We start from the raw sequence: 22,398 nt of genomic DNA, 5'->3' as shown, positions 1-22,398 counted from the left end.
TTTAACTTAAGTTATGGCGAAAAGTATTCCTAATATCGATGCGATTAGGGCATCACATCAATCTCTTATAGAACAACCGAATATTCCCGAAGATAATTTAAACGGTATTTACGTACGATATAAAAACCCGGTCCTTACGGCAGACCATGCCCCCATACCGTGGCGTTACGACCTGGACCCGGAAACCAATCCTTTCGGGCAACAGCGTATAGGTATAAACGCCACCTTTAACCCGGGAGCGATAAAGTGGAAAGGAAAATACATACTGGCCGTACGGGTAGAAGGGTATGACAGGAAATCTTTTATAGCTATTGCGGAAAGTCCGAACGGTACGGATAACTTCCGGTTCTGGGATGAACCCGTGCTAATCCCGCAAACGGAAGAATCGGATACCAATGTGTATGATGTACGGCTGACGTTGCATGAAGACGGTTGGATATACGGTATTTTCTGTACGGAACGAAAAGATCCGGATGCCCCAGACGGAGACACCAGTTCGGCTGTGGCCAATGCGGGGATTATCCGTTCCAAAGACCTGGTAAACTGGGAAAGGCTGCCCGACCTGGTCTCGGATAGCGGGCAGCAGCGCAATGTGGTTTTGCATTCCGAGTTTGTAAACGGAAAATATGCCGTATATACCCGTCCGCAGGATGGTTTTATCAATGTAGGCAGCGGCGGTGGAATCGGGCTGGGTTATATCGATACCATGACAAACCCGGTGGTAATGGACGAACAGATCATAAACAATAAAGTGTACCATACGGTTTACGAACTGAAAAACGGTTTGGGGCCGGCCCCCATAAAAACTGCGGAAGGATGGTTGCACCTGGCACACGGCGTGCGTAATACGGCAGCCGGGCTGCGCTATACACTCTATATGTTCATGACAGACCTGGACGATATTGGCAGGGTCATTTACCAGCCCGCAGGATATTTTATGGCGCCCAACTATACGGAAACACTGGGCGACGTATCCAATGTTTTGTTTTCCAATGGCTGGATATGTGACGATGATGGTACGGTATATATCTATTACGCTTCTTCCGATACGCGATCGCATGTGGCCGTATCGTCCGTGGACCGTTTGCTCGATTATGTCAAAAATACCCCGGCAGATACGTTTGTTTCCGGAGGGTCGGTACGGAATATTATAGCGCTGGTACGTAAAAACAAAGCTTTAAAAGAACAATGGGAGGTAAAGAAGAGCTAAAAAAAGCCTGTGAGAAGGAATTGGACGCTGTTTTGCAGTACTGGAGAGCCCTTGTCGATACGGAAAACGGCGGGTTTGTCGGCCGGGTGGACCACAGCGAAAAAGTTTGTCCCGATGCGGATAAAGGAGTAGTCCTGCATGCCCGTATTCTGTGGACTTTCTCTGCGGCAGGGCTGCACTACGGTGATGAAAGATGTTTGCCCTTTGCCGGAATGGCGTTCGACCAGATTAAAAGGCATTTCCTGGATGCGGAATACGGGGGTGTGTTCTGGAGTATTACGGCAGCCGGACGGCCCAAAAACACCAAAAAGCAGGTATACGCCCTGGCATTTACCATCTACGGCCTGGCAGCGTATTACGAACTAACAGGCTGCCGGGAAGGATTGGAAATGGCCATAGACCTCTTTCGCGACATAGAAAAGCACAGTTACGACCCTGCCAGAAAAGGATATTACGAGGCTTTTACGCGGGATTGGGGCCATAGCGAAGACCTGCGTTTGAGTACAAAGGATGCCAACGAGAAGAAAACGATGAACACCCATCTTCATGTTATCGAAGCCTATGCGGGCCTCTTTACTGTTTGGCCCGATGCTACCCTGAAAAAGCGCATAGAGGAGCTGCTGTATGTTTTTGACGCATATATGATAGATAAAGAGACCTGGCACCTGAAATTGTTTTTCGATGAGAACTGGAACGAAAAGCCGGATGTGATCTCTTACGGGCATGATATAGAAGCTGCATGGCTCTTGCTCTGGTGTGCCGAAACTATCGGGCACGAGACATATACCCGGAAGTTCAGGGAATATTCGGTACGGATTGCCGAAGCTACCGCAGAAGGAATAGACACCGACGGCGGATTGTGGTATGAGTATGATCCTGCAACGGGAACCCTCGTAAAGGAAAAGCATTGGTGGCCGCAGGCAGAGCTGCTGGTTGGCATGGTCAATGCCTGGCAGGTATCGGGAGAAGAGAGGTTCCTGGATATGGTACGAAAAAACTGGGGATACATCCGAGAGTATATCCGTGACCATGAACACGGCGAATGGTATTGGGGCGAATATGCGGATCATTCGAAGATGAAGGAAGACAAGGCCGGATTCTGGAAGTGCCCTTACCACAATTCACGGGCCTGTATGGAATTGATAAAACGATTACAGCGCTGAAAAACTGCGGACTTTTGTCAAAACCACAAAGAAATCAAAGAGTTAAACAGGTAGTAACCGAATGTCCAGGGCAAACGCACCATATACAGGGAGGCAGATGACGAGTAATGGAAGACCGGGAGATAAAGTTGCAGGTTCCGGGTTCCAGGTTTGGTCCCTGGCTTTGCCGAAGGGCTCAGAGACCGGGAGAATTGGTGATTTATAGTGTTTTACTGCGACTGATGACGGGAGCTACGTTTGGGAGTTCCGGAGTTTTACAGGAAAGGTTTCCGTTTCAACTCCCTGACTAACCAACTCCGAACTCATCAACAACCGGAAAACTGGCAAACTGGTAACCGGCAACAAACCTTAAGCTTTTAACCTTAAATGGAATTACGCAATTATGATGCGTTTGCCCTGACCAGATGCCCATTTCTTAACCAACTTTGTGCATCCTTTGCAGTTAAAGTCTTTTAAGCCGCCTCTTTTGGTGCCGTATAAACCGGATACCGTCCTGCAGCTCCGGTTTCACCGGCTGACGTAAAAAACCGGAAAGCTTTCATACCTGTACGGTACTGCCGCCTCCCGGGTTTGTCTGTGCCCGGTATTTATACTTCAAGCATTTCAGGTTAATACCCCGGGTTTTGCTCCAGGTTGGGGTTTACATCTATTTGTTCCAATGGTATCGGCATCAGGTCTTTCCCGTTTGGAATGGTGATCCCGAATTTTTCCCGGACGTACCTCATGTGTTCACCGGATCTGCGAAGGACAAACCACAGGGAGAATTCGCCTGCCAGTTCGTGGCGGTATTCATCGAGGATATTGTCTATCATTTGCCCGGTGGGTTCCGAAGTGAGGTTGGCACGGTTTCGTACCATCATCAGGTATTCCATCGCGGTGCCGTCATCTCCGACCCGGTGGTAGCATTCGGCAAGGCTGAGCAGGACCTGTCCGTAGCGGAGGAAAATGAGGTTCTGACCGCCGAAGATATTGGGTCCGGACCATCCGTCTACTTTAGGGTTTCGCCATAATTTTACCGCGTAGTACCCCTCTCTTCCGGCAAGGCCGTCGGTACCTTTCCAGGGGTTGTCTTCGGTTCCCAGGGTGTTGATACCTCCGAAGTTTTCCTGTATATTAGGGTATTCGGAGATATGGATTTCAGGATCGGGATGTTCGTCGCCGGGGCCTATTACCGTAGCATATTTTCTTTCATCCCCTTCCTCGAACGACTTGTAAAGGGCTTCTGTAGGAACAGCATATCCGCCGCCGTTTCCTACCTCGTTGGGCATGGTAAAAGACTGTATAAAGGTTACGTTGTCATTTCTTCCCCATCCCAGGTCGCCGGATTCGTCATAGAGCTGGATCTCAAAAACAGATTCTTTACCGTTTTGATTGCTGTTGGCGTGAACCTGGAGAAAATCGTCTTCCAGTGAATAGTGTCCTTCGAGCATTTTGTATGCTTCTATGGCCTTGTCGTATTCGCCGAGCCACATATGGGCATTACCCATATAGGCATACGCCGCTCCCCTGGTGATTCTACCGGTGTCGCTGGCCCCGTATTGCCATTCCAGGTCCGGTATGGCGGTTTCCATGTCTTTTACGATTTGCCGGAAAACCTCTTCCTGGGTGTTTCTGGGAGCTTTGGGGTCTTCTATAAGTTCGGCGGTCTGTAGTACCACGGGAACACCGCCGAAGTCGGAAGCGAGAAGCGTGTAGAGTACGCCTCTCAGCGCAGTGGCTTCGGCTATAAGCCTGCGGCCGTACCCTTCTTCTATTTTCCCGTTTTCGATCATCAGTTCAATATTGTAAATGGCATTGTTTGCCCGTCCGATCCCCATATAATTCTGGGTCCACATGGCGTTAAATGCCGGGAAGGTTACCGGGATCTGAAAGGTCTGGAAAAACGTATCCGACCCGATGTTCAGAAAGTCCTGGGTCAGAAAGTTGGCGGGATAGAAAATGGCTTTGGTAAGATATTCCACAGGGCCGCCCTGGAAAGTGTCATAAACACCCGTTACAACCGCAGCGGCAGTTTCCGGGTCGTCAAATACGATTTCACTGTTGATGCCATCGTACTTGTCATCCGTAAGATAGTCCTTGGAACAGCCACTTGCCGCCAATAATACGGTGGCTGCCGTTATTTTCAGTATATTGAGATTTCGTCGTTTCATCTGCTTAGAATTTTAGATTTACACCCATTGTAAATGTTTTTGCCGAAGGGTAAGCCCCGAAATCGACTCCCCTGGACTGTATGCCGCCATTGCCGTCTATATCGGTAACTTCCCCTATTTCTGGGTCCAGACCGCTATATCCGGTGATGGTAAACAGGTTTTGTGCGCTGACATATATTTTGGCCGTAGCGAGGCCGAGGAACTTTATTTTTTCCATAGGCAGGTTATAAGCGAGCTGGATGTTCCGTAGCCGGAGGAAAGATCCGTCTTCCACGAAATGATCGGAGACGCGGTTGTTTTTGTTGACATCCTCTACAACGGCTCTTGCATATTTTTCCGATGGGTTTTCCGGGGTCCAGCGGTTGTCGTAATATTTCCTGCTGATGTTGGAATAGGAATTGTCCAGTCCGTACCCTCCGGCGGTTTCCATCTCCACCCTTGCAAAGTTCAGGATATCGTTCCCGTAACTGCCGTAAAAGGAGAGACCGAGTTCAAAATTTTTATACGAGCCGTTGAAGTTAAGCCCGCCGTAAAAATCGGGGAAAGGTGAACCGATAACTTCCCTGTCGGCCGCAGTGATCTTTCCGTCCCCGTTGAGGTCCCTGAATCTGCGATCGCCCGGAGCTACGGGGGTACTTCCTGTAGATTCCTGGTAAACGCCCTCCGGGGCCTGCTGGTTAAGCGCATTGATCTCTTCCTGGGTCTGGAAAATACCATCGGCGCGATAACCGTAGAAAGTACCCACGTTACCCCCTACATACGAACGGGTGAACCCACTCCAGTTATCCACAAAGTCGGGTACGAAATTGGTTTCGAACCTTATGAAATCCTGGTCGTCGGTCAACTCGGTGATCTCGTTGTGTATGGTGGTGAAGTTAACGGATACATCCCATTGGAAATCTCCGCTGTTCTTGCGGTAGCCCACTAATAATTCGAGTCCGCGGTTTACTACATTTCCCGCATTTACCGCCCTGCTGGTAAACCCGTTCTGGGAAGGTATGGTTTCGTTCAGTAAGAAGTCGTTGGCCGATTTGTCAAAGTAATCTGCGGTAAAGTAAAGACGTCGGTCCAGAAGTTCTATATCCAGGCCTATGTTGGTTTGTACCTGCGATTCCCAAACCAGGCCGGGATTGGCAAGGGTTTGCGGCGCCAGTCCGGCCACAGGTTGTCCTCCGAACACATAACCCGAATCATCTGTGGAGGTACCCCCGGTATAAAAAGAGAGGAACTGGAAAGGGGCAATACCCTGGCTGTTCCCGGTTTTTCCCCAGCTTCCGCGGAGTTTCAGCAGGTCAAAACCGGAATTTTGCATGAATTCTTCCCGGTCGATGTTCCAGCCCGCAGCTATTGACGGAAAAGTACCGTAAAGATTGTCCTGGGCAAACTTATCTCCCACACCGTCTCTACGTACGGTCCCGGTAATGCTGTACCGCCCTTTATACGAATAGTTGATACGGCCAAAGGTACTGGCAAAGGTAGAGGTACCCCAGGTTCCGGACCGGTTGGTGACTTCGTCTGCGGCCGCCAGGTCGCGAATGGAATTGTTGAGGAACCCGCGGGCGCTTACGTAAACATTTTTGAATTTGTTTTTTTGTGCGGATACGCCCAGCAGGACTTCTACATGGTGGTCCTCGTTAAAATTCTTCTTGTATTCGAGTAGTCCTTCCGCAATATATTCGTTAAAAGTATTCTGGGTAATATCGTATACCGCGGCAGGATTGTTGTCGTTGTTATTGCTTCCCCGGTTATACTTCGGAAGGAATGACCAACCCGCGTAGTTTTGTGTCCGGAAACCGAATTTCCCCGTGGCCTTAAAGCCGTCGAGGAAAGCGTAATCTATGGCGAAATTCCCCAGCAGGTTGTTAAGGCCGTTGTCGTTGTCGTTCTGTTTTGCGGAGGCCAGCACGTTATTGCTGGTTGACAACAGGGCAGAGTCGGTAAATGCCCCGTAATTTCCGTTCTTGTCATAGGGTAGGCTGGTCCCTGTGCGGTCAGAGAGGTAGGGAGCATTGGTGTAGAGTTTTGTAAAACCGTAATACCCTTGTGTCAGGTTCTGAAATGTTTCGGAATAGGCGTATTTGAGATCTCCACGGACCGTGAGGTTATCGGTGATGTCAAAATCTGCATTGAGACCTACGTTGTATCTTTTGTTGGATGAGGTGATAATGACCCCTTTTTCGTCTATCATCCCGATGCTCAGGGCGGCGCGGGCTTTCTCACCACCTCCTCGTATACTCACATTATGCCCCTGGCGGAAGCCGGTACGGAAAGCATAGTCCTGCCAGTTTACATTAGTGAGGTCCTGTGGGTTTCTCCATTCGTCCAGTACCTGTTTGTTCTGGGATTCTCCCGTTCGGAGTGCAAAACCGGCAAAGGTTTGCGCATCGAGCATTTCAATCTCCTTGGGTTTGGCCTGCGTTCCTACCCAGGAATCTATGGAGACGCTCAGTTTGTCCCTGTCCCCGTGCCTGGTTTGTATGATAACTACACCCGCATTGGCACGAACCCCGTAAATGGCGGCAGCCGAAGCATCTTTTAAAACCGAGATGGATTCTATGTCGTTGACATTGATAAAGGAAATATCCTGTGTGGGAAAACCGTCCACTACATACAGGGGCTGGTTATTTCCGAAAGATCCTATTCCCCGGATATTAACGGAAATAGAAGACCCCGGACTACCGGAGTTCTGCGTGATCTGTACCCCCGCGGTTTTGCCCTGCAGGGCCTGGTCTACGGAAGTAGCCGGGAATTTTTCGATATCCTTGCTCGAAACCGTTCCGACAGCCCCGGTGAGATCCCTCTTGGTGGAGCTTCCGTAGGCAATAACCACTACTTCGTCCAGGTTGCTTACAGCATCCTGCAGGGTCACGTTGACCGTGGTTTGAGACCCGACGGCTACCATTTGCGTTTCCATACCGATGTAGCTGAATACCAGGCGATCTTCAGGTGAAATGTCGTCAATACTGTAGTTACCGTCAAAATCGGTGACCACGCCCTTGGTGGTGCCTTCCTGTATTACATTAACCCCTGGTAATGGTGTGCCGTTTGTGTCGGTTACCGTACCCGTAATATTCCTGCTCTGTGCGTGTGCCAGATGTATGGCCAGCAGAAATACGAAACAAAAAGCAAAATTTATTTTTGTCATATTTATTGTGTGTTGGTTAAACGATTTAAGAAATACAATCCCTGTCCTGAATGCATGAAGCACTTGGGATGAATTAAAATGCAGGTTTGTGTTATGGGTTTTGTCTACAACAAATCTGGATGATCCAAAAGTAAATAATACCCGGAAGGGGTTTTAATACTATTTTGTCAAAATATTATATGATTTTTTTTATTAATGATAATATAGAGGGTTTAAAGTTCGGAGATGCTCGATTTTGGCCTTTGTAGAATGTTATCAGGGGTATTGTTGTCTTTTTTTACTTCATATAGGATATTGTCTTTTCTGTAGCATTTATTTAAACCCTGTCAAATAACTGTTATTCCCAACGCCTGGCCATATCCCGATAATCCCGGTCCCAATTATCGGGATATGGAAGTGGCCCTGCATGGAAATGAATTCGTGTTGGCCCGTTTACATACTTGCCGGGCTGGTGAATTATTTTTCGTTACGGCTTATGCTTTTTGGGGAGTCGTACATACTTTTTACGCGTTCTACTGTATTGGCGGTGTGTAACCAATCCGACCATATCATAAACCAGGACCATCCGGGTTGTTTTTCCAGGATTTCCGGTTTGGGCAGTTCTCCCACTTCTCCCAGGGCTATGGGCTTTCCGGCGGCGAGCCCGAGCAGGTTTTCATAATCCTTCTGTTCGTAATCGTAATGGTATACATCGGTAGCCAGAATGTCCACATAGTCGGCACCAGGGTAGAATTTTTTGTAATCATAGGCCTCGTCGTAAGGGATATCCCTCGGCCCGTTGGCATTCCATACCCAGATCAGGTTATTGAGTTTATGGTGGTCCGTAAGACGTTTGTAAAGCATTTTCCAAAGTTTGATATAACCGTCCTTGCCCGGTTTGTTGCCCCACCAGAACCAGACACCGTTCATTTCGTGGTAAGGGCGCCATAACACCGGTATATGGTGTTGTTGTAGTTTTTTCAGGGTTTTCGCAATAGTATCTGCCTGGGCAAGCCATCGTTTATGTATGCCGGATCCGGGTGTTAACAGTTGTTTCCAGTCGTTTTCGGATATGGGTTTCTGCACACTCTCCTGCCAGTTGTAGGGGGCATCGTCCGTCGGACGGCCTACGTGCCACATGATGGTAATAATTGCTCCTTTTTCGTGCATTTTAAAAGCTTCGTCTACAATACGGTCTCCCGGGTTTTCCTCCTGGTTCCAGTAGAGGTCGGTGCCCCATACGGCAGGGTATTTCCCGGTGATTTTCTGTGCGTCATTATAAAATCCGGACGGGTTTTCATTGTAACTGTGTTGCCCGGTGAGAATCTGGTCTCCGAGGGTATATATATAGGATAATAACTGCCGGGCTTCTTCCGTGGCGTTTTTATTTACAGGCTGTTGCGCGCAGACGGGTGCGAAAGCCAGGGAGATCCATACAATAACGAAACGGTATCTGGTCATAAAAATTATTTTTTGTTATTCAGTATATGATCGGCGGCAAGTACCAGGAAGAGATAGTCTGTAGTACCTCCTCCCAGTACGTACTCGGTTTGCTGCCAGAGGTAAGGCCATTCCAGGAGTTCGGGGAAATCGGGACGTATAAGGGCGGTACCCGATCCTATACCCCCGGGAATATGGGATGCTTCTCCCCGGTTTATTCCGTATGCCTGGGTTAAGGAACGCGACCCTACACCCGAAGCAAAGGAAGAGGTATTAGCTCCGGGATGAGCTCCCAGAACAAAATTCAGGGCGTCGAGCATATAGGTTTCCGGAAATATATCCGGAAAACCGGTATGAAAGAAATATTGTTTCATACCGAAATTCTGTATGCCCCATCCGGCACCCCATATATCGGGTTCGTAGGGCATACCATAGGGAGTTTTTCGGCTCATTTGCTCTACTTCGTGGTAATATTGTTCTACCGCCTTTGTAACAGCCTTTACGAATTTCCTGTCTTTTATCCGGTGGAGTACCATACCTGTGAGCCACCCGGTGCCGGCGATGTTTTCCGTGATTACCTTCTGGTTATTTGTCAGAAAACGGGCGTATTTTTCTTTGTCTGTAGTCAGGAGTAACTCTACAGCCAGTTCAATTTTTTGTAAGGGATCTTCGGGAGTGGTTATGGTCCATATATTTTCGGCTATTTCCACACATTCTCCGGCAAGTTTATCATTGTAGCCGGACATTGTCCTGGCGGCGGTGGCCAGGGCGGCTGCAGTGTGGAGTTCCCGGGAGGGGTTGTCTTCGGTAAACACCCAGCGATCGTCCGGTGCCCCGGGCTGCCCGATGGGAACAGCGGGGTTTTCCCCGGTATACGGCACATTGTCACTGTGGTTCAACGGATCACCGAGCAGTACGTACTGTCTTTTTTCCGGAACAATAATACCGCGATAGAAACGCCCGAGAGATTTATACCCGCCTACAATGGACAGCAAACCGTGTTCTACCTGCTGCAGGATATCTGCTTTGCCATCGGGCCGAAGCATTTCTACGGTCCGGGTTTCCTGGTCTATGGAAGTATTGTCGTAGTCAATGCCAAAAAGTTCATATATACGCGATAGTCCCTGAACGGTAGCGGCCTGTGATTCCACACGGAGGTCATAATCCCCTGCATCGTGCCAGCCTCCGACGTTTATGCCGGGAACATGCTTGCCGGGTTTAAAGGTGGTCAGTGTTTCAGGGCCCTGAATGTACCCGTCAAAGTGATTGTGATTTACCGGGGCCATCCTGGCATCGTCCAGGTGACATCTTCCGTGCCATACTTTATACCTGTCGTTAATACGCATGTGGCACATCTGTACCGGTAAAAAATATTCCAGGGTGGGTTGCCATACATTTCTGTCGTAAACATCATGGCTTATGCGGAAAGGTTCGGTGGTGTAATTGCCGTACCGTACCATATACATGCCGGGTTCGGTAATATGGGTAAAGTCGAAACGATCGTAATGGAATCTCAGGAAATCTCCCCAGCTTTCGGGAGTTTGTTCGATCATTTTTTTAAGGCTGCCGTCGGGTTCTATCCGGAGCAAGGTCGCTTTCCCGGGAACGCTGTCCCGTTTGTCTTTTTCTATGATGGCTGTTTTGCTTTGCCGGGGATGATATCCCACCTGGGAAACCTGTACTACGGGATCGTAGGTGTAATTTTCTATGGCATTGGGCGTAACCAGCCATTCAATGGCATTTTTGGTGTCCCCTGCGGGTACCGGTGAGCGAACCACAAACCACCCGTTGCTGTGCTCCGCCCTGCCGTCGAGCAATTGAAGCCGGTTATCTTTGAGATTGGTAATAGTCAGCCTTTGTTTAGGAACTTCGGGGCAGACGACCAGGGTTTTGCCTTCGGCCATAGGACGCATCCGGTATTTGCCGCCCTCATCATAATACCCGGGACCGTTGGCCTGGCGATTAAAAATACCGAAGTCGTTATCCATGTAATAGGATTTGCCAAATAGAATACCGGGAAAGAGTTCCAGGTTGATCCCCACTTTTCCTTCCCATTCCTCCGGAAGGGGGGCATCGAGGTCCACGGTGATCAGGAAAGATTTTCCCTGTGGTTTGATTTTAAGGGTGTAGGACATGTTCAGGTCGGGGTACACGATAGGGTTAAAGCCTTTTCTGTCCTTACCGGGGTCCGGATAATGCATGCGGACACTAATGGTGGAATCTTTCCGGTTTACCTGTCTTTCCCCTACTTTCGGAACAGGCTGCCATTGCCCGGGTGTCGGTTCCAGTCGAAGGTCGCCGTTGGTCGCTATACGGATGTCATTTTGAATAATACCCACACCACCCTGGTGGCTTTCCGGGTAAAAATCGTGGGCCAGCATTACATTAGCGCCCCTTCTTTCCAGGTATTCCAGTTGGTTTATGCGAAAAAGTGAGTCTGCTTCCTGGGCACGGACGGGCATAATACACATTGCCAGGGCAACCCATATAAGGATATGAGATTTCATCGGAAATAAAATTTTAGGTAAAACTATAATAAACCGTACAGCTTCAATTAATACTATTTTAACAAAATTAGGTAGTATTTTTTCAGGATGAAACATGTTCGGGAGATCGTTTTTATATTTATCGCATTAATTTTGTGACAATGACGAAGAAAATCATTTTTGTGCTCCTGGGGATGTGCTGTTATATGCTACGGGCACAACAAACGAATAGCGATCTTGCGGATGCTTTCCGCAGGGAAGCAAGGGAAAACCTGGTGGACAAATGGTATCCCCTCGCAGTAGATAATGAAGATGGGGGGTTTTACAGTGAAATAACATATGATTTTAACGTAGGGAGGCGCCATGACAAAATGGTGGTTACCCAGTCCCGCCATATCTGGACCACTGCCAAAGCCTTTCTCTTTTATGGCGATAAGAAATACCTGGAGTATGCCAGGCACGGTTTTGTTTTCCTGAGGGATAAAATGTGGGATAAAGAACACGGAGGTTTTCATAACCTGGTAACCAAAGCAGGTGAACCCATATCACGACCGGGAGAAGCCAAAACCGCTTACGGGAACTCATTTGCCATCTATGCCCTGGCGGCATATTACGAAGCTTCGCAAGATGAGGAAGCCCTGGAACTCGCGAAAAAAACGTTTCTATGGCTGGAAGCGCACAGCCATGACCCGGTGTATAAAGGCTATTTTCAGCATATGGAAGTGGACGGAAAGCCCGTAGAACGGACCGGTGACATACCATCTGCTTCCGATATAGGTTATAAAGACCAGAACAGCTCCATACACCTGCTCGAAGCCTTTACCGAATTGTACTCCGTATGGCCGGATGCGTTGTTACGGCAACGGCTGGAGGAATTATTTTTGCTCATAAGGGATACCATAGTGACAGAAGATGGTTATATGACCTTGTTCTTCGAAAAAGACTGGTCTCCGGTATCTTTCAGAGATAAGGCGGAAGAGGTTATAAATAAGCATTATTACCTGGACCATGTATCTTTCGGTCACGATGTGGAAACAGCTTACCTGATGCTGGAAGCATCGGATGCTTTGGGTAGAAATGACAGGGAGAAGACATTGCAGGTAGGTAAAAAAATGGTAGATCATTCCCTCGATACCGGCTGGGATACCGGAACAGGTGGATTTTATGACGGGGGATATTACTTTGAGGGCAGGGATACGATTACTATTGTAAACAAGGACAAAAACTGGTGGTCACAGGCAGAGGGACTTAATACCCTGTTGATTATGAGTTATGCTTTTCCCGATGACAAACGCTTCTACAGGGATTATTTTCTGAAACTCTGGAAATATGTCCGTTCCGATATTTCCGATCCGGAACACGGAGGTTGGTACGAATGGGGAATGGATACCCGTCCTGAAACAAAAATGGATCCCAAAGGGCATATCTGGAAAGCTACGTATCACAATTTTCGGGCGCTTAGTAATTGCGTACATTTGTTAGAGAAAAATAATCAATAAATAGTCCATGAAAAAAGTTGTTGCGATACTCCTGGCGGTATTCGGTATACTGGCGTGTACGGAGAGGCCGGGCCTGGTATATTACCTGCCAACGGACAGCGGGCATTTCCAGGTGTCCGGAAGGGTTGAAGCCATAGATTCCGGTCTTGTACTTATAAGTGCAGCTTCCAGAATAGCTTTCCGGCCCGAAGGGGAGGCTTTGGAAATCTATTGCAGGAACGACCGGGAAGATCAGCATAGTTACATCAGCCTGGCAGTCAATAAGAAATACAGAAAAAGGTACAGGGTAGACGGAGATACGTTGAATCGTATAAAATTAGCACTGTCCGGGAAGGATACCCTGGTAGAGATATATAAAGCGACCGAAGCCAGTACGGGAAACCTTATTGTTGAAAGTATTGGTGCCGGGTCTATACGGCAAGCTCCGGAAAGGCCGGGGTTGAAGATAGAGTTTATCGGAAATTCCATTACCTCCGGATATGGTAATGATACCATGGCCATTCCCTGTGGTGAAGGGGAGTGGTACGATCAGCACAACGCCTTTTATTCCTATGCCGCGCTGGCTGCCAACGCGTTGGATTGCGATTTTTTGCTGTCGTCCGTTTCCGGTTATGGTATATATCGCAATTGGAATAGTGATGGCCCTACCATACCCCGGGTTTATGATAACCTGTACCTGGATACCGATACCTCCAAACCTTTTTCCGAAATGAAGTTTCAGCCCGACCTCGTAAGTATTTGTTTAGGCACCAATGATCTTTCCGAAGGGGATGGCAAAAAAGAAAGAGCGGCATTCGACCCCGATCGGTTTACGGAAACCTATATCCGTTTTGTAGAGCACATCCGCTCTGTAAAACCCGGTGCGGAGATCGCATTACTGGATAGCCCTATGGTTACCGGTGAAAAATCGGTGATATTACAAGACGGCCTGGACAGGATACGGCAACATTTTAAAGAAAAGGGAGAGGATATACATATATTTTACTTTACCCCCCTGGCGATAGAAGGATGCGACGGACACCCCTCCATAGAAAACGACCGTAATATGGCATTGCAATTATTACCGTTTTACCGCAATATCCTAGGGTCGGATATACAAAAGTCCGTAGAATAAAGGAGTATAGATAAGTCCGGCCCGGATGCAGATGCCTGTAAACCCACCGTGACAAAGCTGTTCATCCCGGCGTGGGAATGGAATGGCTGCGCTTAGACCGGGTTCCGGGTTGTGGAGCAGGGGTTTACCAGATCCCGGCCCGTACTTGCAGCAAGCCATTTATAAGATCCTTAAAAATATACTATCTTTAGGCCCTCGGAAAACTGGCGCCGGACCTGGCTGAATTAAAATGCAGGGACAGGCCTTCCGGAGAACAAAAAAGACCATGGATAGAATACTCATTACCGGGGCAGCCGGGTTCATCGGATCGCATTTGTGTGATTGTTTTGTGAACAAAGGGTTTCATGTCATAGGCATGGATAACCTGATTACAGGCGATATGCGCAACATCGAACACCTCCTTCCCCTGGGGAATTTCGAATTTCACCATCACGACGTTACCAAGTTTGTCCATATTTCGGGTGAGCTCGATTATATTCTGCACTTCGCATCCCCGGCAAGTCCTATAGATTATCTCAAGATACCCATTCAGACCCTGAAAGTGAGTTCTCTGGGGATACACAACCTTCTGGGACTGGCCAAAGACAAAAAGGCAAGGATATTGATAGCTTCTACCTCCGAAGTATACGGAGATCCCCTGGTGCACCCGCAGTCCGAAGAGTACTACGGGAATGTCAATACCATAAGTCCGAGGGGAGTGTATGACGAAGCCAAACGGTTCCAGGAATCCATGACTATGGCCTATCATCGTTTTCACGGTATGGAAACCCGTATTGCACGGATATTCAATACGTACGGTCCGCGGATGCGGCTCAATGACGGCAGGGTGATCCCGGCATTTATAGGACAGGCACTCCGGGGAGAAGACCTCACTGTTTTTGGCGACGGATCGCAGACACGTTCGTTCTGCTATATAGACGATCAGGTGGAAGGGATATACCGCCTGTTGCTGAGTGATTATACAAACCCCGTGAATATCGGGAACCCGGACGAGATAAGTATTAAAGAATTTGCAGAAGAAGTTATTAAACTTACCGGGACCGATCAAAAGATCGTTTACCGGCCTTTGCCCCAGGACGATCCCATGCAACGACAGCCCGATATCACCAGGGCAAGAGAGGTACTGGGCTGGGAACCAAAGGTTAGCAGGTCCGAAGGTATGCGGAAAACCTATGCGTATTTTAAAAATCTTTCCCCCGAAGAACTCGACAAAAAAGAACACAAGGATTTTTCCTCGCATATCAAACGATAAGTACGGTATCGCAACGTATGGCCGGTCCTTGCATCTATGACATGAACGATGTGGTTTGCGGGGATGGTTGTACTGCAGAATACCCTTAAACTTGGGGACGTAATAAACTGACAGAAGGATTTTAGTACGCGACAAAAATTGTTTTAACCGGGTTTCTCGGAAAATCAGGCTCCCTTTCGGGTTGGGGTAACAATCCCGAAGGCTTTCGGGAGAGGAATTATCGAAATTAAATTTTTGTCATGTACTGAACAGAAATAATTTTTTGTTTAAAACACAAAGCAGATGAAATATAAGGCAGGACGATATTCCAGGTACATAAAACCCATAAATTATTTTATGGATTTGTGTATAATTAATATTCTGGCTCTGCTGTTGCCTATCAATTTTATGCAGCCCTACCTTTTCCTGGCTTATTTGTCGCTGGGATGGATTGTTATTTCTCTGAAAACGGAGTTCTATGAGGTACAGCGATATGCCAAGTTTACAAGGGTACTGTCTCTTATATTCCAGCAATTCGTTTTCTTCTTTCTGGTACTGTATGCCTTTATTGGCTTTTTCAAGCAACCGAATATGAGCCGGCTTACCCTGGCGGAGTATTTTGCTTTGACCTTTGTATTTATTTCTACGCTCAAGATATTTACGTATGTATTACTGTTGCGTTACAGGGCGTTTTTTAAAGGAAATATTCGCAGGGTAGTGGTAATAGGCCATAATAAGAAGGCCGAGCAGCTTATAGATGTTTTTAATTCCAGGCTTGAGTTCGGATACGAATTTAAGAAACAGTTTTTCGTACGGAACGAGCACTTCCTGGGGGAGTGTTTTGAGTATGTTGTGGATAACGATATAGATGAGATCTATTGTTCCATTGCCGAAGTAAAGGACCAGGAACTTTCCGAACTGATAGACTTTGCCGATAACAATATGAAGTTGCTGAAGTTTATCCCGGATAATAAGAACATCTTTGCAAAGAAGCTGAAATTCGAATATTACGATTATATTCCTATTCTGTCATTGCGGGATATTCCTCTTGACGATGCTCTGAATGCTTTCGTAAAAAGGCTTTTTGATGTGGTGTTTTCCCTGGTGGTAATCCTTTTGTTGTTGTCATGGCTTACGCCCCTGCTGGCATTGATCATAAAACTGGAATCGAACGGCCCCGTGTTTTTCCGGCAAAGGCGCCACGGGATCAATTCGAGGGAATTTTATTGTTATAAATTCCGTTCCATGGCCATGACAGAAGATGCGGATAATAAACAGGCGACAAAAGGGGATATGCGGATTACCCGTATAGGGCAATTTATCCGGAAGACCAGCATTGACGAGTTGCCCCAGTTCTACAATGTTTTCCTCGGGCAAATGTCGGTTGTGGGGCCCAGGCCGCATATGGTAAAACACACCAACCTGTACGGGCAACAGATAGACAAGTATATGGTGCGGCATTTTGTAAAACCCGGTATAACAGGATTGGCACAAACCCGCGGATACCGGGGAGAAATAGAAACAGAAACCGATATTGTAAACCGGGTGAAATTCGATATATTTTATATTGAAAACTGGTCGCTTGCACTAGATATAAAGATCATTGGGCAGACCGTGCTGAATGCCATCCAGGGTGAAGAAAAAGCTTATTAGTCCCGGCTGTATTATCTTTGTGGAGGTGATAGATGGGAGATGAGGTGACCCGGTACAGCTATGGAGAAATCAAAGAAAATCGGGCTCCCTTTAGGACTGGGATAAAACTGATTTTCCAGGAAACAAGGTTAAAACAATTTTTGTCATGTACTAAACGTTTTGATAGTGTCTTAAGACTGAAGTCAGCGCGTGATGGGGATTAAAAAAAGTATCTGTGCATATTCACAGCAGAAAAAAATAGAAACCTGATAAAAAAGAAAATGATGTTTAGTGATTTAGCATATAAAGTTTTTGAAGAGAGTATAAAAAAGTATCATGAAGCAGATGATGTATACCAGTCCTTTGAAAACCCCTATCCCAAAGATCAGATAGAACATTTGCTATACCGGAAAAACTGGATCGATACGGTACAGTGGCACTATGAGGATATTATCCGTGATCCGGATATCAATCCGGCGGATGCCCTGGACCTGAAGCGGAAAATAGATGCCTCCAACCAGGATCGTACGGATACGGTGGAGTTTATAGACAGCTATTTCCTGGACAAATATAAAGATGTGCAGCCCAAACCGGAAGCTACGATCAATTCCGAAAGCCCTGCCTGGGCTATCGACCGTTTGTCTATTCTGGCCCTGAAAATATACCATATGGAGGAAGAGGCCGGTCGCAAAGGAGCTACGGTAGAGCACAAGGCGAGGTGCAGGGAAAAACTGGCAATACTCCTGGAGCAGAAAAAAGATCTTTCCTTAGCTATAGACCAGCTCCTGGAAGCTATAGAGACCGGGTACAAATACATGAAAGTGTATAAGCAGATGAAGATGTATAACGATGAAGAGCTAAACCCCGTACTATATCAGAATAAAAAATAAGGGTTTCCCTTTTGGCTGGTCTGCAAAATAAAAAATATTGGCGATAGAAAAAGCAAGTACAAATACGCACCCGGTGGTGCCCGGAAGTATTTCCGCTCCTTTGGCTACCGGAACAGAAAGGCGCGAAGGCGCCCGGATACTGGTTATCCGGCTTTCTGCAATGGGCGATGTGGCCATGACGGTACCTGTATTACAGACATTGATAAAACAGCATCCCTGCCTGCGTATAACGGTAGTCTCGAGAGCATTTTTCCGGCCTGTGTTTGAAGGTATTCCCGGGGTTTCCTTTTTCGAAGCGGACATCAGGGGAAAACACAAGGGAATTCCGGGGCTTTACAGGCTCTACCGGGAACTGAAAGCGCCGGGAGTAGATGTTGTGGCCGATCTGCACAATGTATTGCGAAGCAATATCCTGAAGCTGTTTTTCCTGGCAGGCGGATGCCGGGTGGTACAGATAGATAAAGGGCGCAGAGAGAAAAAAGCATTGACCAGGGAGAGAAATAAGGTGTTTGCTCCGCTGAAAACCACGCATCAACGCTATACCGATGTTTTTGAAAAACTAGGGTATGGCATAGATATGTCCCGCCCGGTATTTTCCGGAAAACGGGAACTTACTCCCGCCACAGAACAGCTTTTGACGGCAGGCCGTAAAAGGATCGGGATAGCTCCTTTCGCGGCGTTTAAAGGAAAAATGTATCCGGCCGACCTGATGGAGGAGGTCATTGGTAAGCTGAATGAAAGAGGAGAGTACACCCTATTGCTTTTCGGTGGGGGAAAAGAAGAAAAGCAGGCTTTGGATGCACTGCAGGCCCGGTATGCCCATGTGGTGAATGTCGCCGGAAAACTGTCATTCGGGGAAGAACTCAGCCTTATTTCCAACCTGGATGTTATGGTGGCCATGGACAGTGGCAATGCTCACCTCGCGGCCATGTACGGTATCAGGACGATTACCTTGTGGGGAGTGACACACCCGTATGCCGGGTTTTATCCGTTGGGGCAGGATATGAATAATGCATTACTTCCGGACCGGGAAAAATATCCGCATATACCCACTTCCGTATATGGCAAAAAATTCCCCGAAGGATACGAAGATGTCATGCGCACCATTGCTCCGGATGCGGTTGTGAAAAAAATATTGGAGGGGATATAGAGAGGTACTTCCGGTCTTTGATCGTAAGCGGGGAGTTTGACCCAATCCAAGCCTTAGGTTTATTCCTAAGCATTCATGTTTTCCTATTGGCCTGGGCTTTCTAACCCTCCGTCACACTTTATGGTGCGCCACCTCCCTTTATCAAAAGGGAGGAGCTCTGTGAGACTTTAAAAGTGATATACCTAAAATCAGGTCAAAAAACAAAAAAAATAGTATAATTTCCTTTTGGTCAAATAGTTAAATGGTGTTTTGAAAAATTAACGCATCACCGGTAATTTCGGATCAAGAATAACCGGTTATCCCCTTACCCGAATACCTCAATTTCCGGATTAATGTATTAACCACCCGTCATCCGGTCGCCAGCTATTCTCAAATCTAAGATCTCAAATCTGAATACTACTTAAACATCGTCGTAATCTATAGACAGCGTAGGTGTAATGGGGTGCGACTGGCAGGTAAGCACCAGGCCTTCCGCAATTTCCGCATCGGTAAGGATCTGGTTTTTTACCATTTTAACTTCTCCTTCCGTTACCCGGGCCAGGCAGCTGCTGCATACGCCCCCCTGGCAGGAATAAGGAGCGTCTATCTCGTTTCGGAGTGCGGCGTCCAGTACTTTTTCTGATTGGGGCATGTTGAATTCGAATTCTTCGTCATCAACCACAACCTTTACCCTGGTTTGCCCTTCCAGGCTTTCGTCCAGCTTTTTTTCCTCTTTTGAAGAAGCAAAAAGTTCGAAGTTTATTTTGTTTTCCTCAATACCGTTTTCTTTTAGGGTATCGGAAACCGTGTTTACCATTTCCTCCGGTCCGCAGAGGTAGAAAGCGTCGAAAGTAGTGTCTTTTTGTTTGTTTTTGATTACATAATTCACCGTGGCATGTTCTATACGGCCAAAAAGGGCATTGTCTTCTTCGGCCCTGGAATAGGTGAAATATACACTTAGTCTTTCGGGATATCCGGCAATAAGTCCGGTTATTTCCTTTAAAAACATGGTTTCCGCAGCACTTCGGTTACCGTATACCAAAACAAATTTACTTTGCGGTTCGTTTTCCAGGAGTGTTTTCAGGATACTGATTACCGGGGTAATACCACTTCCGGCAGCAAAAGCGGCCACAGCCCTGGACTTTGAGGCGTCCGGCGTAAAAGTGAAGTGCCCTTCCGGGGGATGTACTTCCAGAATATCTCCTTCGCGTAGCGAACGATTGGCGTACCGGGAGAAAGTACCGTCCGGAATTTCCTTGATCCCTACGGAAAGTGTCCCTTCCCCGGGAGAAGTACAGATGGAATAAGACCTGCGGATTTCCTTTCCGTCGAATTCCTTTTTTATGGTGATATGTTGTCCCGCCTCGTGTACAAAGGTATCGCGCAGGTTTTCGGGAACATCAAAAGTTATCGTTACTGACTGAAGTGTATTTCTCTCTATTTTGCTAACACGTAGAGGGTGAAAATGCAACATAACACAATTTTTCGGCAAATGTACATAAAATAGTTACATGCTTTTTAAGCCCGGAGACTAAACTGTTTTACCACGGGATACGCATGGCGGGAATGCCGGTTTGTTTGCGAAATACGTAGGACTATATACCCCTTTCCGGCATACGAAAATGGCAAAGGAACAAATGTAATACTATAAAAAGGACAGGGGAAATGATGTTGTTTTGATGCAAAAGTATTATTTTGAGGTCCTGTATGTCCCGTTTTCCCTTCCGAAGTGTGGGGGCGCTATTTTTTCGGGGAAGAGGTTTCCGGTAAAATGTTAAATTTGGTGTAACAAAACCTCTGCCGCAGATACCTATGTATTGTTAAACCCGTTTAAAATGATAAAGCATTTTGTTTCCCTGCAATGGAAATCCTTTTTTCGCTCCGCCAGTCTCGGGAAAGATCTGGCCATTCGTATTTTAATGGGTTTTCTAGCGCTGTACTTTATACTTTCCTTTTTGCTGCTCGGTGTGGGTTTGTATCCCTTGCTCTCCGAATTGTACCCGGGAGAAGAACAGCTATCCGTAGCCAACCGGTTGGTGATCTACTGGATCTCCGCGGATTTGCTGGTGCGCTTTTTTATACAAACACTCCCTGTTGTGGACATTAGGCCATTGCTCATTTTACCTGTGCGTAAAGGGAAAGCCATTCACTATCTTTTGCTGAAGAGTCTTTTCTCCCTTTTTAACCTGTTTCCTTTACTGGTGGTTATTCCGTTTGCTGTTTTTTGTACGGTAGAAGGAAACCACAGCATGGGGGGTATGTTTGCCTGGAGTGTTTGTATGCTGAGCCTGGTAATTGGGGTCAATTACCTGAATTTTCTTTTAAAGAAAAAGTTTGCCGGAGAGGTAAAGACTTTGCTCCCCTTTGTTCTTGTAGCCGTGGTTCTGACCGTACTGGAGCGTTTGCAGGTGTTTGAGAGCAGTGTTTTCTTCGGGAAGATGCTCGATTTCCTGGTGGCACATCCTTATACGGTGTGTATTCCCGTCCTGCTTCCGGTATTTTTGTATACCTGGAACTATGCCGCTTTGCGCAAACGGTTCTACCTGGATGCATCTTTGGAGAGCAAAGCAGGACAGGTAAGGACTTCCGATATGGGGTGGGTACGAAAGTTTGGTGATATCGCCCCCTTCCTGCAACTCGACCTGAAACTCATATGGCGAAACAAACGCCCGAAAAGTACCGTATGGTTATCCCTGTTTTTCCTTGCTTACGGACTGATATTTTACACCAACCCCACATACCGTGATATGCCTGCGTGGTACGTATTCGTGGGGATATTTATATCCGGGGCTTTTATGATAAATTTCGGACAGTTTATTCCCTCCTGGGACAGTCCTTATTACGGCATGATGATGTCCCAGAACATTCCGTTGAAAAAATACCTGGCCTCCAAAGCAGGGCTTATGGCTTTCAGTGTGGTGGTATTGTACCTGCTCAGCCTGCCTTATGCCTATTTCGGTTGGGATATCGTAGTGCTGAATACGGCTTGTGCCCTGTATAATATCGGGGTGAATATCCCGGTGTTGCTCTTTGCCGGGGCTTATAATAAAAAGCGTGTGGATCTCGAAAAAAGCCCGTTTCTCAACTACCAGGGTACCGGTGCCGCACAGTTTATAGTTGTACTGCCGCTGTTGATACTCCCGTTGCTGATATGGTACCTGTGCTATAAGTTTATTTCGTTCGATGCGGCCTCTTCCGTTCTTGCCCTGATGGGTATTGCGGGTATTATGGGCCGGGATTATGTGATGACTGCCATTGGGAACCTGTACAAGAAACGGAAATATGTGGCGATAAGCGGTTTTAAAGAAAAAGACAGTTAGGCAGGTAATT

The 22,398-nt window shown here is 47.2% G+C and carries 14 protein-coding genes; 9 read left to right on the top strand and 5 right to left on the bottom strand.

Going from position 1 to position 22,398, the window contains the following annotated elements:
* The first annotated feature begins 13 nt into the window (after positions 1-13).
* Together ACVBDU_RS14825 and ACVBDU_RS14820 are read left to right on the top strand one after the other, a co-directional pair.
* On the top strand, positions 14-1,210 hold the full coding sequence (locus ACVBDU_RS14825) for a glycoside hydrolase family 130 protein (protein WP_447180516.1): 1,197 nt from the start codon (positions 14-16) through the stop codon (positions 1,208-1,210).
* A complete protein-coding gene (locus tag ACVBDU_RS14820) occupies positions 1,189-2,373 on the top strand; it encodes an AGE family epimerase/isomerase (RefSeq protein WP_447180515.1) in 1,185 nt (394 codons plus the stop codon). The genes ACVBDU_RS14825 and ACVBDU_RS14820 overlap by 22 nt, the downstream gene beginning before the upstream one ends.
* Before the next feature lie 608 nt (positions 2,374-2,981).
* Here ACVBDU_RS14820 and ACVBDU_RS14815 read toward each other — a convergent pair.
* From ACVBDU_RS14815 to ACVBDU_RS14800, 4 genes are all read right to left on the bottom strand, one after another.
* Entirely contained in the window at positions 2,982-4,523 is a 1,542-nt protein-coding gene (locus tag ACVBDU_RS14815) for a RagB/SusD family nutrient uptake outer membrane protein (RefSeq protein ID WP_447180514.1), read from the bottom strand.
* Positions 4,524-4,527: 4 nt separating this feature from the next.
* Positions 4,528-7,668 carry a SusC/RagA family TonB-linked outer membrane protein gene (locus tag ACVBDU_RS14810; protein ID WP_447180513.1) on the bottom strand — a complete coding sequence of 1,047 codons (3,141 nt, stop codon included), beginning with the start codon at positions 7,666-7,668 and terminating at the stop codon, positions 4,528-4,530.
* 456 nt (positions 7,669-8,124) lie between these two features.
* Complete coding sequence (locus tag ACVBDU_RS14805; protein ID WP_447180512.1) at positions 8,125-9,108, bottom strand: glycosyl hydrolase; 984 nt, start codon at positions 9,106-9,108, stop codon at positions 8,125-8,127.
* 5 nt (positions 9,109-9,113) lie between these two features.
* A complete protein-coding gene (locus tag ACVBDU_RS14800; RefSeq protein ID WP_447180511.1) occupies positions 9,114-11,594 on the bottom strand; it encodes a glycoside hydrolase family 9 protein in 2,481 nt (826 codons plus the stop codon).
* 140 nt (positions 11,595-11,734) lie between these two features.
* Between ACVBDU_RS14800 and ACVBDU_RS14795 the strand changes: the two genes are divergently transcribed.
* From ACVBDU_RS14795 to ACVBDU_RS14770, 6 genes are all read left to right on the top strand, one after another.
* Positions 11,735-13,072: an AGE family epimerase/isomerase gene (locus ACVBDU_RS14795; protein WP_447180510.1), complete on the top strand. Its 1,338-nt coding sequence runs from the start codon at positions 11,735-11,737 to the stop codon at positions 13,070-13,072.
* A gap of 7 nt (positions 13,073-13,079) precedes the next feature.
* On the top strand, positions 13,080-14,186 hold the full coding sequence (locus ACVBDU_RS14790) for an SGNH/GDSL hydrolase family protein (protein ID WP_447180509.1): 1,107 nt from the start codon (positions 13,080-13,082) through the stop codon (positions 14,184-14,186).
* A 265-nt stretch (positions 14,187-14,451) separates the two neighbouring features.
* The gene (locus ACVBDU_RS14785; protein WP_447180508.1) at positions 14,452-15,438 is read left to right on the top strand and encodes a UDP-glucuronic acid decarboxylase family protein; all 987 of its coding nucleotides are present in this window, start codon (positions 14,452-14,454) and stop codon (positions 15,436-15,438) included.
* Between the two features lie 282 nt (positions 15,439-15,720).
* Positions 15,721-17,070 (top strand): undecaprenyl-phosphate glucose phosphotransferase, encoded by a 1,350-nt coding sequence (locus tag ACVBDU_RS14780; RefSeq protein WP_447180507.1) that lies wholly within the window; start codon positions 15,721-15,723, stop codon positions 17,068-17,070.
* A 263-nt stretch (positions 17,071-17,333) separates the two neighbouring features.
* The gene (locus ACVBDU_RS14775; RefSeq protein WP_447180506.1) at positions 17,334-17,939 is read left to right on the top strand and encodes a DUF4254 domain-containing protein; all 606 of its coding nucleotides are present in this window, start codon (positions 17,334-17,336) and stop codon (positions 17,937-17,939) included.
* Positions 17,940-17,976: 37 nt separating this feature from the next.
* Complete coding sequence (locus ACVBDU_RS14770; protein ID WP_447180505.1) at positions 17,977-19,089, top strand: glycosyltransferase family 9 protein; 1,113 nt, start codon at positions 17,977-17,979, stop codon at positions 19,087-19,089.
* A gap of 400 nt (positions 19,090-19,489) precedes the next feature.
* Here ACVBDU_RS14770 and ACVBDU_RS14765 read toward each other — a convergent pair whose 3' ends face one another.
* A complete protein-coding gene (locus tag ACVBDU_RS14765) occupies positions 19,490-20,542 on the bottom strand; it encodes a 2Fe-2S iron-sulfur cluster-binding protein (protein WP_447180504.1) in 1,053 nt (350 codons plus the stop codon).
* A gap of 361 nt (positions 20,543-20,903) precedes the next feature.
* On the opposite strand from ACVBDU_RS14765, the gene ACVBDU_RS14760 reads away from it, so the two are divergent.
* Entirely contained in the window at positions 20,904-22,388 is a 1,485-nt protein-coding gene (locus ACVBDU_RS14760) for a DUF5687 family protein (RefSeq protein ID WP_447180503.1), read from the top strand.
* Positions 22,389-22,398 lie beyond the last annotated feature (10 nt).

The organism is Sinomicrobium endophyticum, from assembly GCF_052983315.1.
The sequence above is the reverse complement of the archived record's forward strand: the minus strand, read 5'-3'. Positions and strand labels throughout refer to the sequence as shown.

Coding starts and splice junctions, on each gene's coding strand:
- ACVBDU_RS14825 (WP_447180516.1), top strand. CDS start 14: ATGGCGAAAAGTATTCCTAATATCGATGCGATTAGGGCATCACATCAA.
- ACVBDU_RS14820 (WP_447180515.1), top strand. CDS start 1,189: ATGGGAGGTAAAGAAGAGCTAAAAAAAGCCTGTGAGAAGGAATTGGAC.
- ACVBDU_RS14815 (WP_447180514.1), bottom strand. CDS start 4,523: ATGAAACGACGAAATCTCAATATACTGAAAATAACGGCAGCCACCGTA.
- ACVBDU_RS14810 (WP_447180513.1), bottom strand. CDS start 7,668: ATGACAAAAATAAATTTTGCTTTTTGTTTCGTATTTCTGCTGGCCATA.
- ACVBDU_RS14805 (WP_447180512.1), bottom strand. CDS start 9,108: ATGACCAGATACCGTTTCGTTATTGTATGGATCTCCCTGGCTTTCGCA.
- ACVBDU_RS14800 (WP_447180511.1), bottom strand. CDS start 11,594: ATGAAATCTCATATCCTTATATGGGTTGCCCTGGCAATGTGTATTATG.
- ACVBDU_RS14795 (WP_447180510.1), top strand. CDS start 11,735: ATGACGAAGAAAATCATTTTTGTGCTCCTGGGGATGTGCTGTTATATG.
- ACVBDU_RS14790 (WP_447180509.1), top strand. CDS start 13,080: ATGAAAAAAGTTGTTGCGATACTCCTGGCGGTATTCGGTATACTGGCG.
- ACVBDU_RS14785 (WP_447180508.1), top strand. CDS start 14,452: ATGGATAGAATACTCATTACCGGGGCAGCCGGGTTCATCGGATCGCAT.
- ACVBDU_RS14780 (WP_447180507.1), top strand. CDS start 15,721: ATGAAATATAAGGCAGGACGATATTCCAGGTACATAAAACCCATAAAT.
- ACVBDU_RS14775 (WP_447180506.1), top strand. CDS start 17,334: ATGTTTAGTGATTTAGCATATAAAGTTTTTGAAGAGAGTATAAAAAAG.
- ACVBDU_RS14765 (WP_447180504.1), bottom strand. CDS start 20,542: ATGTTGCATTTTCACCCTCTACGTGTTAGCAAAATAGAGAGAAATACA.
- ACVBDU_RS14760 (WP_447180503.1), top strand. CDS start 20,904: ATGATAAAGCATTTTGTTTCCCTGCAATGGAAATCCTTTTTTCGCTCC.